At 37.3% G+C, this 11,721-nt stretch carries 11 protein-coding genes; 4 read left to right on the top strand and 7 right to left on the bottom strand.

All coding sequences use genetic code 11. The features are described from left to right. Positions 1-260 precede the first annotated feature (260 nt). Positions 261-1,565, bottom strand: a complete 1,305-nt coding sequence (locus tag H4J76_RS17670; protein WP_182217565.1) for a DUF3667 domain-containing protein — start codon at positions 1,563-1,565, stop codon at positions 261-263. A 243-nt stretch (positions 1,566-1,808) separates the two neighbouring features. Here H4J76_RS17670 and H4J76_RS17665 point away from each other — a divergent pair, with 243 nt between their 5' ends. After that, entirely contained in the window at positions 1,809-2,357 is a 549-nt protein-coding gene (locus H4J76_RS17665) for a YkvA family protein (RefSeq protein WP_182217566.1), read from the top strand. A 758-nt stretch (positions 2,358-3,115) separates the two neighbouring features. Here H4J76_RS17665 and H4J76_RS17660 read toward each other — a convergent pair. The 6 genes from H4J76_RS17660 to H4J76_RS17635 all read right to left on the bottom strand — a co-directional run bounded on the left by H4J76_RS17660 (position 3,116) and on the right by H4J76_RS17635 (position 7,640). After that, positions 3,116-3,289, bottom strand: coding sequence for a hypothetical protein (locus tag H4J76_RS17660; protein WP_170246384.1), 174 nt, complete (start codon positions 3,287-3,289; stop codon positions 3,116-3,118). Next, entirely contained in the window at positions 3,286-4,560 is a 1,275-nt protein-coding gene (locus H4J76_RS17655) for an AmpG family muropeptide MFS transporter (protein WP_182217568.1), read from the bottom strand. Before H4J76_RS17655 ends, H4J76_RS17660 begins: the two co-directional genes overlap by 4 nt. A 110-nt stretch (positions 4,561-4,670) precedes the next feature. Further along, a complete protein-coding gene (locus H4J76_RS17650) occupies positions 4,671-5,000 on the bottom strand; it encodes a hypothetical protein (protein ID WP_182217569.1) in 330 nt (109 codons plus the stop codon). Positions 5,001-5,260: 260 nt separating this feature from the next. Then, positions 5,261-5,842, bottom strand: a complete 582-nt coding sequence (locus H4J76_RS17645) for a peptidylprolyl isomerase (protein WP_182217571.1) — start codon at positions 5,840-5,842, stop codon at positions 5,261-5,263. A gap of 33 nt (positions 5,843-5,875) precedes the next feature. Beyond that, on the bottom strand, positions 5,876-6,472 hold the full coding sequence (locus tag H4J76_RS17640; protein ID WP_182217573.1) for a YajG family lipoprotein: 597 nt from the start codon (positions 6,470-6,472) through the stop codon (positions 5,876-5,878). A 16-nt stretch (positions 6,473-6,488) separates the two neighbouring features. Beyond that, positions 6,489-7,640: a methyltransferase gene (locus H4J76_RS17635; protein ID WP_182217575.1), complete on the bottom strand. Its 1,152-nt coding sequence runs from the start codon at positions 7,638-7,640 to the stop codon at positions 6,489-6,491. 253 nt (positions 7,641-7,893) lie between these two features. On the opposite strand from H4J76_RS17635, the gene H4J76_RS17630 reads away from it, so the two are divergent. From H4J76_RS17630 to H4J76_RS17620, 3 genes are all read left to right on the top strand, one after another. Continuing rightward, on the top strand, positions 7,894-8,217 hold the full coding sequence (locus H4J76_RS17630; protein WP_182217577.1) for a BolA/IbaG family iron-sulfur metabolism protein: 324 nt from the start codon (positions 7,894-7,896) through the stop codon (positions 8,215-8,217). A gap of 587 nt (positions 8,218-8,804) precedes the next feature. Beyond that, positions 8,805-9,995, top strand: a complete 1,191-nt coding sequence (gene fabV / locus H4J76_RS17625) for an enoyl-ACP reductase FabV (protein ID WP_182217578.1) — start codon at positions 8,805-8,807, stop codon at positions 9,993-9,995. Positions 9,996-10,382: 387 nt separating this feature from the next. Continuing rightward, positions 10,383-11,720 carry a Na(+)-translocating NADH-quinone reductase subunit A gene (locus tag H4J76_RS17620; RefSeq protein WP_182217580.1) on the top strand — a complete coding sequence of 446 codons (1,338 nt, stop codon included), beginning with the start codon at positions 10,383-10,385 and terminating at the stop codon, positions 11,718-11,720. The last annotated feature ends 1 nt before the right edge of the window (position 11,721 follow it).

The raw sequence follows: 11,721 nt of genomic DNA, 5'->3' as shown, positions 1-11,721 counted from the left end.
CAGGATGACGGATGTGGTATCAGGATGACGGATGTGGTATCAGGATGACTGAGGCTTATCCCTTTACCGTCATGCTGAATTTATTTCAGTATCTGCTTTTGTGTTGTTAACGACGAGATCCTGAAACAAGTTCAGGATGACGGGTGAGTTATCAGGATGACGTAGGTGGTATCAGGATGACGACGGATACGGTATCTGGTTGACGGAATCCAGATCAGCATAACGGGCTTGTATCAGGGCAGGGTAACTGAAACTGTTAGTTAAATATCTGTTAAGCCCCAAACGAAGGCAATTACACCTGTGAAGCCAATAAGTATCATATAGGCGGTGCCGATAAACGAATATTTGATAAAGGTCAAAAAATAACCCTGTTTATAGACGCGCTTTTGCATGATAAATAAATATATCGGGATCCAAATTAATAAGGCTTTACTGGCAAATTCAATCGAGCCAGTAAGTAAAGGGAGGACTGTTTCACTATAGCCAGCAAACACATCTAGTAACTCTACCAACAATATAGTAAAGAAAATAAAACTATGGCTGTGCAAGGCAACCGTTAAATGTTCCATATACAGTCGTTTGGAAAATATAAACATTATTTTTAATAAAACAGCAAAAAGAGGTAGTAAAACAAACATTAATTGCGGTAATTTTCCAATAACTTCTTGCACTAATGGCGTTGCATCAGAGCGGAAGGCATTTTCTGCTTTCTTGATCAAAGACTTTGTAAACACATTAAGGCTTTTATTATTCTCGTCACTCAAGAAATCAAAAGACAAGGTACCATCGGCATTATTGCCTATGGTCGTAGAAGTTTTTTCTACATTATCTAGTTCCTCACCATTTTTAAATTTTGCAATATTTGAGGTTAATAAATCATAACGTTCTTTTTTATTCCCGCTAAGTGCTTGTCCATCTTTAAATTGTCTTAATTCTAAATCGACAAGTGTTTTGGTCATATCAATTAACCGTTTATTTTTTTCAATACTGTAATCTTTATTAATATCGGTTAAATAGGTCTCAAATTTTGCGATACTTTTTGTTGTTTCTGACAAATCAACGGTATTATCTGGTGAGCCATCAATGGCTTTAAGCTTGTTTTTTTCAAGTAAAACAAGCTGATCTTTGATTTGAGTGATTGATGTCTGATTGTCGCTTACCGCGAGAAGAGTATTACTGTCTGAGAGCACAAAAAATTTTAAGGTAATAAAAAAGACAATACTCACAAAAAGGTATAAACGTAGCGGAGGCACGTAATGCACGCGTTTTCCGGCAATATACTCATTAGTTAAAAAACCAGGACGAGCAACTAATGGCAATATAGTTCGGGCGGCACGAGAATCAAAACTAAAAATATCATCAAGAAGGTGTAATATCACCACCCAAAAATATTTCAATGTTGATTCTGCTTGTTGACCACACTGACCACAAAAAGGACCGTTGAGTGGCTGATGACAATTATCACAATTGTTATTTGCTGAACTTCTCATGGTATCAGGCTGTTCAGAGACTGATGGCGTGATATCAAGATCACTATTTTTTTTAACTAACTCGGTATTTTGCATAAAAGTTTCAGAATAAATACAAACAATAGAACAAAATCATAGCATTATGTTTATAAAAGTGTGAATGAAAAGTTATAAATATTTACAAATTAATTGAGTTAACTGCGTGCTGTTTGTATAACTATCTGCTAAATTTACTCTAATAAGAAAAATAGGGTTGAATGTACTATGTTTACTATTATGCAAAAAAGTAAATAATAAACAAAGTGTAGTAATAGAAAAGCCAAATACAGGAGAATTATAATGGCGTTTGAAGTTAAATTTGAATTAACAGAGTCAGACTTAGACCACTTCCGTGATGTAATGCGTAAAGCACAATCAGGAGCTGCAAAACTTAGTGAAGCAGTTATTTTAAGTAACGCTAAGAGTATTAGCCAAGATATTAAAGGAAGTGTTCCAGAATTTGTCAGCGAGCGCATTAAAAAACTAGAAACTTTAGTGGCGATGATAGAAGACTCTGAATGGAAAATTCCAGCAGAAGAGCGCAGTGATGTGCTAAGTGCATTGGCCTATTTTAGTGATCCAGAAGATTTAGTACCTGACCATATTCCTGTATTAGGCTTTTTAGACGACGCCATCATGATTGAATTAGTTGCCGAAGAACTGAAAGACGATATTGAAGCGTTTCTAGAGTTTTGTGCTTATCGTAGCCGAGAAGAAGGTCGTAGTGGTGATGCTACAGTGACTCGTGAAGAGTGGCTAGATTCTAAACGTCGCGAACTTCATAGTCGTATGAGAAACCGACGCTCTACTCGTCGTAGCGGTCGCTCATCATTTCGTTCAGTTTTTTAAACACTACTTTAAAAACATTGAATTCTAAAAGCTTACTCATTTTTTGAGTAAGCTTTTTTTATGTGTTGTTAACGAGGAGATCCTGAAACAAGTTCAGGATGACGGGTGTGGTATCAGGATGAAGGAGGGGGTATCAGAATGACTGAGGCTTATCCCTTTGCCGTCATGCTGAATTTATTTCAGTATCTGCTTTTGTGTTGTTAACGACGAGATCCTGAAACAAGTTCAGGATGACGGAGTTGTTATCAGGATGACGGAGGTGTTATCAAAAGGACTGAGGCTTATCCCTTTACCGTCATGCTGAATTTATTTCAGTATCTGCTTTTGTGTTGTCAACGATGAGATCCTGAAACAAGTTCAGGATGACGGAGGTGGTATTAGGATGACGGAGTTGTTATCAGGATGATGGGTGTGTTATTAGGATGACGAAGGTGTTATCCGAATGACTGAGGTTTATCCCTTTGCCGTCATGCTGAATTTATTTCAGTATCTGCTTTTGTGTTGTTAACGACGAGATCCTGAAACAAGTTCAGGATGACGGAGGTGGTATCAGGATGACGGAGGTGTTATCAGGATGACTGAGGCTTATCCCTTTTCCGTCATACTGAATTCATTTCAGTATCTGCTTTTGTGTTGTTAACGACGAGTCCTGAAACAAATTCAGGTTGATGGATGAGTTATCAGAATGACTGAGGCGGTATCTGGTTGACTGAGGTGGTCTCATAACGATGGATTTGGTATCAGGATATCAGCAGTCGTCATCCGTGAGTAACGTATATCATTACCACTAAAAATCCAATGAGTACGGTATTTAAAGCAATAATATAAGCAAAACCTTTCACACCTTCTTTTACACTAAAGCCTTTAGCATCTAGATATCGCCACCAAAAAAGGCACATGATAATAGGGAGTAGAAAGAACAGTTTAATCATATTAATTCCTCGGTTTTATTTTTTGTTTCGAAAGGGACTTTTTCGCTCCAAGGAGCAACTTTAAATAACATAAGCATTCCTGGGATCGCGAGGAAAGTACAAAGAAAGTAGAACGATGTCCAACCTATTTGCTCTACAATAAGGCCAGTTGTTGCATTGGCAAAGGTTCTAGGCAAAGCGGTTAGCGCCGTAAAGAGTGCAAATTGCGTTGCAGCAAAAGCGGGGTTGGTTGTTCTTGCTATAAAGGCAGTAAATGCAGCTGTACCTAAACCAACACCTAAGTATTCAAAGCCCATCGCAAAAGCTAGAGCGTAAGTATTATGACCTATTTCTGCTAAAGCGGCAAAGCCTAATATGCTGATGATTTGCACAAAGCCAAACAACCATAATGCCTTATTTATACTGAGCTTTATCATTACAATGCCGCCAACAGCAAGCCCGATAGTCATCGCAATAAGCGACGCTGTTTTAGCAACCACACCAATTTCTGTTTTAGTAAAGCCTAAGTCTATAAAAAAGGGAGTTTGCAGGGCTGTAGCCATACTGTCGCCTAATTTGTATAAAAATAAAAAAATGAGAATTTGTAAGGCACTTTTAAAACCTTTTCGTGAAATAAAATCTCTAAAAGGCAATACAACAGCATCATGTAATGTTTTAGGAGCAAGATGTTCGCTTTTACTCTCTTTAATACATAAGGTCAGTAAAATACCGATGAGCATAAACGCAGCAACAATAAGAAAAACTGATTGCCAGCTGATATGGTCAGCCAATATAAAAGCTAACGAGCCCGGCACTAAGCCAGATAGACGATAAGCCTGTACATGGATAGAATTACCTAAGCCCAGTTCGTGTTCTTGCAATAACTCCCTGCGATAAGCATCAAGAACAATATCTTGGCTTGCACTAAAAAAAGCAACAGCAGCGGCAAGATAAGCGACAGACCAAATATTTATAGTAGGGTCTATAAAACCAAAACCAGCGATAGAGAAGAGTAATAAAACTTGCGTAGCGAACATCCAACTTCGACGTCGACCTAACATCGGAAAAGAATACCTGTCCATCAATGGCGACCAAATAAACTTCCAAACATAAGGAATGCCAATTAATGAGAATAAACCTATCTCAACTAGACTTACTCCTTCTGATCTTAACCAACCAGGTACCAGTTGATATAAAATAAATAACGGCAAGCCCGAAGTGAATCCGGTGAAGATACAAATCAACATTCTTTTATTGAGAATAGCTTCTTTGAATGTTTGTTGAGTGGTCATGCAATTGCCTACAAAAATCTTAGTAGGCATAGGCTATCAAAATGTTATTGAAAACAGAAGTTTATTCTTGAGTTCTGTGACCAAGTGTCGAGGATTTTACTAACGTTAGCCTAAGGTAACGGACGCCAGCCAATACAGTCAATAGGATAACTGCCAGTACCTGTGAAGAAATCTAAACAGGTCGTTATTTCACTTTTAAAATACAAATCATGGCTCAGTGATTGTGCTCCATGTAAACTCATCTCATGGACTAAGTGCCAAAAAACGCGCTCTTTTGCACTACTCGGCATTTCATCATTTACCTTGAGCAATGTCCATTCCTCCATGGTATCAAGGATGAATGTGTCGAGTTCGGTATAATGCAATGATTGGTTAATCACAGCTTTAATATAGTAAGCTATTTGTTGTGTTTTTTCGTTGATAAACGGCTCAATTATCATGGCATCCTCAGTTCACTTTCGTATTTAAATCATTCAAGTAGGAAAGTAGCTACCACTTTATTGAAATGGTGAAAATAGTTGTTATTGTTTATTTACTACCTTATATATCGTAGATTAAAAACAGTTTGTCAAAGGTGTAGGCAATTTAATTTTCATTTAATTGTAAGAACGTACAAAAAAGAATGTTTATTATGGCATTATTATAGTCAGAAATATTGACTCCTGACTATAATTTACAGCTGAAATTTTATTGGATAAATTTATTCTTCTGGTAATAAAGTGGCTTTAATTAAGGTAATAGGTTCTACGGGCACATCGTCCCAGCCCATCGCATCGCTATAGTGTGTTTTAGCTAAATTCATAGCATCAACAACTGCCTGACCTTCAATAATGGCGCCGAATACGGTATATCCCCAGCGACGGCCTGGATCTAAACTTTTATTGTCAGCCATATTAAAAAAGAATTGACGATTTGCGGTGTGTGGGCGATTTTCTTTTGCCATAGCAATAGTGCCACGTTCATTTTTTAAACCATTACCTGATTCATTAACAATATTTCCAGTGACTTTTTTAAAATTGAAGTCCTCATCATAGCCACCGCCTTGTACGATAAAGTCTGAGACAATACGATGAAAAATCGTATTGTTGTATTCACCTTTAACCACATACATTAAAAAATTATCAACAGTTAATGGCGCACGAATGCGGTCTAATTCAACAATGATGACTCCTTTTGATGTTTCTAATTTCACTTTTGGAAATAAGTTATTAGGATCAATGGCAATATTATTCGCTGATAGAGTGCCAGATAAAAATATAAGTAAAAAAAATAAACCTTTCATTATCATTTCTTCTTTTAAAGGAGCTGTTAAAAATTACTTTATAAAACGCTGAATTTCAATGTTATTAATAACTTGAGATAATAACTGAGTAAGTTGTTGACTAAAGTCTCGCTCTAATACCGCAATATCTGCGCCCAATGGGCCTTCACTAGTTCCGCGAACTTTAAAGGTGTTGCTCAACGTTTGTGAGCCATTGTTTACAGTTACGCGGATCACAAGTTCATTGTTAACTTGATATTTCATCATTTCTTGTTGCACGCTGCTCAAGCCATTATCAATAATTATTTCAATTGCATTACCCGCTTGAGCGTTAATGTCTAAGCCCTGTTTTTTAAATTCAGCGGCTAACGCTTCCTCAACAATACGGTTTAATGGTTGCTGACTAGAATAAACCTCTGCTGCTTCATCTTTTCTTAATACTTGCACAACATGCTGGGCACTTCGCAAATCAGTGACCGTTAAACTCGCTTGTTTATTTTGATAAGCACTTTGGCTAGATGCACCATTATTTATGCTTAAATCTGGAGCAATAACCACGTAAGTGGGTTTGTTGGCACAAGCCGTCAGTACAAGCAGTAAAGTTGTTGCGGCTAATGTTTTAATTTTATTGTTAATGAATATATTTTTCATGATCTGATTAACTCCATTATTTTATTGATGAAAGCGTGACAAATTTATCATTGCTGGCAATGAGTTTTTCATTACCAAAAAGTCGTTTAAGTTTAATATGGTATCCGAGTTGCCGATTACCAATAATGCGTAACTCACCACCGTTCTTTAATGCTCTATGGCTATCGCGAAACATCTGCCAAGCGATATGGTCTGTGGTTGCATTTTGCTGGTGAAAAGGAGGGTTACACAAAATCAAATCAACACTATTAGGCTCCATATCGGCTAAGCAGTCATTTATCATGAACTGACACTGTTCGAGTTGCTCTGGTAAGTTTTTACTGATATTAGTCTTAGCAGAATCAACAGCCATATAAGATTCATCAACAAAAGTAACTAATGCCTGGGGTTGCTCTGCCAGTACGGCTAAACCAATCACACCATTGCCGCAGCCTAAGTCAATAACACGACTACCTGCTTTGACTTCAGGAAGGTGCTTAATAAAGTGGCGAGCACCAATATCAAGTTTTTCACGAGCATAAACCCCTGAATGATTACTGATAATAAAAGCGCTATCTTCTAACGGCCAAACTGTTGGAAAAGGTGAAGATAAAACTTGCTTGTTATCAAGTTGAGAGAATACTAAACGTGCTTTCTTTACCGCTAAAGACGTTTTTGTTGTCCCTAAATATTTTTCAAATAATTTTAACGTCGAGCTATGGATATCTTTGGCTTTATCGCTAGCAATAAAAATAAGCTCTTGATTATATTTAGCTTTAATCGATAAAAGTTGATCGATCATTAATGACTTACTTTTAGGTATCTTGTACAACACCACGGTAATATTATCGGGTAGGTCATCCAAACTCGTTATTTGGCTAATATTGTCAAGCGACAAACCGTTTTGCTCAATATTATATTTTAACCCTTGGTGGCTTATCCAAGAATCGGAAACCGTAGTCACATTTGACTGAGTAAAGTTAGCGGTAATAGCGCCAAAGCTATCATTGAAAATTAGTAAGTTGTGCTGGCTATCCGCTAAACTTTGCTCATTAACATAATTAATTAAATACTCGTCGGCTGAATCCCAAGCAACTAGTGCACGGTTAACTTGACCAACGGGGTAGCGATCTAAAAAAAGGTTCTTGTCATAAACGCCATCTGCGTTAACAATAAAAGGGCTGATCATAATAAAGAGGTTCGATTTTCACCTAGAAGAATGTCAGCTATTGTGACAAAATATAGGGAATTGAGCCAGTGATAGTTGCCTCGAGCGCTTAAAAACTATTTTATAAATAAATGAATTTTTTTTTATCAATAATGGCAACTGTTTACTCGCCATTAATGCCAATGAAACGACTATAGCCATCCAGACTGATGGCATATTGTCTGTAACAAACTAAAATTACTCCACTACAGAAAAACACATCAGGGATTTAATAATGACCATTGAAGCTGTAATAGAACAAAAACTTCTTTCCGCATTTTCTCCAATACATCTCGATGTTATTAATGAAAGCCATCAGCATAATGTTGCACCGGGCAGTGAATCTCATTTTAAAGTGATTATTGTTACCGACGACTTTATCGGAGAGCGCTTAATTAAACGTCACCGAGCCATTAATTCGTTGCTTTCAACAGAGCTTGCCGAAAAAATACATGCGTTAGCGCTTCATACTTATACTAAAGATGAGTGGGACAAGTATTATGCAGATAATACACCTTTGTCGCCTAAATGCTTAGGCGGTGGTAAAAAAACAGCGTAACTTTTGCAAATAAATGGGGTAAAACGCTAGCTAACCATGATTCGCGATTTTACCCCTAATTTATTCTACCCTCATAATTGTATTCACTTTTCGTGAAATACCTGTTATTTACTCTTATCATTATCTATGTAAAATGAATAATATTTGGCAACAGCTATGTTACTTAATGGGTTAATTTAGCTAACAAGGTTATTGATGGGTCACCGATAACCCGAAACAATCATTTCAGGATTATTATGACTGATGGTGTGATTTACTTTGCTCATTGTGGTGTTGCGATTTAACTTTAATGTTGGTGGGATGCGGTACAATATTTTGCATTGTACTTCCATGCTAGGGTCATTATGTTAGGCGCTGTTTATACGTTAAAAGCTGATGGCCGGGTTTAGGCAGATGTTTTTTATTAAAATAGCTAGCGGCTTTAATCCTTTATTTTGAGGTAAATGTTTACTGGTCATACCTCGTATTCTTTTTAGTAGCGTAAACTATGCGACAATTTTTAAATTTATGTCGCAATAAATATTGAATAATTACTAAATTGCCGAGTCGTTTGGCGATAAAAATAGTATTAATTAAAAGGTCTTCTTATGGTTATTAAACCTAAAATTCGTGGTTTTATTTGTACAAATGCACACCCAGCGGGCTGTGAAGCTCATGTCAATGAGCAGATTTCTTATGTAAAATCTCATCAACAGGCTAATGCCAAGCCAAAAAATGTTTTGGTTATTGGTTCATCTACTGGTTATGGCTTATCGTCACGTATAACCGCCGCATTTGGTAATAATGCTAAAACATTAGGTATTTTCTTTGAGAAACCGCCCACTGAAAAGAAAACAGCCAGTGCAGGTTGGTACAATACTTCGGCGTTTCAAAAGGCTGCTGAACAAGAGGGGCTTTGGTCTAAAAATATTAATGGTGATGCGTTTTCACATGAAATTAAAGCAAAGGCTATTGAAACAATTAAAGCTGAATTAGGTGAAATTGATCTAATCGTTTACTCACTTGCTTCGCCTCGTCGAACTGATCCAGATACCGGTGAAGTTTATTCATCGACGCTTAAACCTATTGGTCAAAGTGTAACCACTAAAAACCTAAATACCTCAAAGCGTGTTATTGATGAAATTTCTGTTGAAGCAGCAAATGAAGCTGAGATACAAGGTACCATTGATGTAATGGGAGGCGCTGACTGGGAACTATGGATTAAGGCATTGAATGAGGCTGGCGTTCTTTCAGAAGGATTTAAATCAGTAGCTTATACCTATATTGGTAAAGAATTAACTTGGCCAATATACGGAAAAGCGACCATAGGTAAAGCGAAAGAAGATTTAGACCGTGCTGCATCGGCAATTAACAAAGCTACTGCTAACCTTAAGGGCGAAGCCCATGTTACCTCATTAAATGCGGTCGTTACGCAGGCGAGTTCAGCAATACCTATCATGCCACTTTATATTTCAGCAATGTTTAAGGTGATGAAGGCAGATGGCACTTATGAAGGGTGTATCGAACAAATTCAGAACCTATTTGTTGATAACATCTACAGTGAAACACCTCGCTTAGATGATAAAAATCGTTACCGTCAAAATCATAAAGAGCTTGAAGATAGCGTTCAAAAGCGCGTGACAGACATTTGGAATACCGTTGATTCTGATAATATTGATGAGTTAACTGACTATGTTGGCTATCATCAAGAGTTTTTAAAGTTATTTGGCTTTAGTGTTGCAGGTGTTGATTACGAAGCTGATGTCGATACAATGGCAGAAATTAAGCATCTTTTATAACGATTAACTTTCATTATTTACGATTAGCATCAATAATAAAAAGCCGACATAAAATGTCGGTTTTTTTAGGTCTGACAAAATTTTTGGCTGATAAATGAGCGAAATCAATAATATTCAACTAATTTGTAATTTAAGTAACTGAGATCGTAGATAGCCTTAGAGTTTTTGTGTTAAAATCGCGCTAGAAATTTTAACTTAGAGCCAGTGGGTCTTTTTTATTCTTAAGCAACTTCCTTTGTTGCCAAGAAAGAAGTACTTACTGAAATACACTGAAATCGATAATTTGCTTTACCTAAATAATATTGATTACAAGTCATCGTAAAATAGTTTGTTTAGGTAAGTAGATGATTGGTTTTGATACTCCCATCAAAAGTAGTGCATGTGTTTATGATTACAATAAAAAAAGGTCTGGATGTTCCTGTCGTTGGTTCTCCCCAGCAGGTAATCCATGATGGCAACGCCATCAAAACCGTTGCAGCATTAGGTGAAGAGTTTGTGGGTATGCGACCAACCATGTTTGTTAAAGTGGATGATCGTGTTAAAAAAGGTCAGATTCTTTTTGAAGATAAAAAGAACCCTGGCGTTAAATTCACAGCTCATGCTGCCGGTGTTGTTAAAGAAATCAACCGTGGTGAAAAACGTGTTTTGCAATCAGTCGTTATTAAAATTGACGGCGATGAGCAAATTACATTTCCTTCATACACAGCGAATGAACTTAACTCAATAAAACGTCAAGATGTTGTTGATAACCTTGTTAATTCAGGTTTGTGGACAGCATTGCGTACACGTCCATTTAGTAAAGTTCCTGCCGTTGATTCAACGCCAACCGCCATTTTTGTTAGTGCAATGGATACTAATCCGCTAGCCGCTAACCCTGAAGTGATTATTAATGAACAAAGTGAAGCCTTTAAAAATGGCTTAACAATACTTACTCGTTTAACGAGTGGTGAAGTGTTTGTTAGTAAAGCGCCGGGTGCTAATATTCCCGTCGAAGCTAATGTGCAAGTTAACGAATTTGCAGGAAAACATCCTGCTGGTTTAGTTGGCACACACATGCACTTTTTAAAGCCGGTTAGTGCAGAGAAGTCTTCATGGAACTTAGGCTATCAAGACGTGATTGCTTTTGGACAGTTATTTACTACTGGTGAATTAAATAACACCCGTATTATTTCACTTGCTGGTCCTGCTGCTAAGAACCCTCGTTTAGTGCGTACTATTTTAGGTGCAAATACTGACGAATTAATCGCTGGTGAATTTGCCGACGGTGAATTACGTATTATATCGGGCTCTTTACTTTCAGGAGCAAAAGCAAAAGGTGTTCACGCTTATTTAGGTCGTTACCATGTGCAAATTTCGTTGATTTTAGAAGGTCGCGAGAAAGAGTTTATTGGTTACATGTATCCTGGACCTAATAAATTCTCGGTAACACGTGCATATATGTCTCATTTCTTCCCAAAGAAATTATTCAATATGACCACAACAACTAACGGTAGTCCTCGTGCCATGGTGCCAATTGGTAACTTTGAACGTGTGATGCCATTAGATATTCTCCCAACAATGTTATTGCGTGATTTATGTGCCGGTGATACCGACAGCGCGCAGCAACTTGGTGCTTTAGAGCTTGATGAAGAAGATTTAGCCTTGTGTACATTTGTTTGCCCTGGCAAAACAGATTACGGCGTTATTCTTCGTGAATGCCTAACCACAATAGAGAAGGAAGGTTAGA

The sequence above is a fragment of the Colwellia sp. BRX9-1 genome (assembly GCF_014077195.1).
In the GTDB taxonomy this organism is placed as follows: Bacteria; Pseudomonadota; Gammaproteobacteria; order Enterobacterales; family Alteromonadaceae; genus Colwellia_A.
Note: the sequence above shows the minus strand (reverse complement) of the source record. Positions and strands in the feature narration are given on the sequence as shown.

Bases quoted from the DNA above. Each gene is read 5' to 3' on its own strand.
- H4J76_RS17670 (WP_182217565.1), bottom strand. From the start codon at position 1,565: ATGCAAAATACCGAGTTAGTTAAAAAAAATAGTGATCTTGATATCACG.
- H4J76_RS17665 (WP_182217566.1), top strand. From the start codon at position 1,809: ATGGCGTTTGAAGTTAAATTTGAATTAACAGAGTCAGACTTAGACCAC.
- H4J76_RS17660 (WP_170246384.1), bottom strand. From the start codon at position 3,289: ATGATTAAACTGTTCTTTCTACTCCCTATTATCATGTGCCTTTTTTGG.
- H4J76_RS17655 (WP_182217568.1), bottom strand. From the start codon at position 4,560: ATGACCACTCAACAAACATTCAAAGAAGCTATTCTCAATAAAAGAATG.
- H4J76_RS17650 (WP_182217569.1), bottom strand. From the start codon at position 5,000: ATGATAATTGAGCCGTTTATCAACGAAAAAACACAACAAATAGCTTAC.
- H4J76_RS17645 (WP_182217571.1), bottom strand. From the start codon at position 5,842: ATGAAAGGTTTATTTTTTTTACTTATATTTTTATCTGGCACTCTATCA.
- H4J76_RS17640 (WP_182217573.1), bottom strand. From the start codon at position 6,472: ATGAAAAATATATTCATTAACAATAAAATTAAAACATTAGCCGCAACA.
- H4J76_RS17635 (WP_182217575.1), bottom strand. From the start codon at position 7,640: ATGATCAGCCCTTTTATTGTTAACGCAGATGGCGTTTATGACAAGAAC.
- H4J76_RS17630 (WP_182217577.1), top strand. From the start codon at position 7,894: ATGACCATTGAAGCTGTAATAGAACAAAAACTTCTTTCCGCATTTTCT.
- fabV (WP_182217578.1), top strand. From the start codon at position 8,805: ATGGTTATTAAACCTAAAATTCGTGGTTTTATTTGTACAAATGCACAC.
- H4J76_RS17620 (WP_182217580.1), top strand. From the start codon at position 10,383: ATGATTACAATAAAAAAAGGTCTGGATGTTCCTGTCGTTGGTTCTCCC.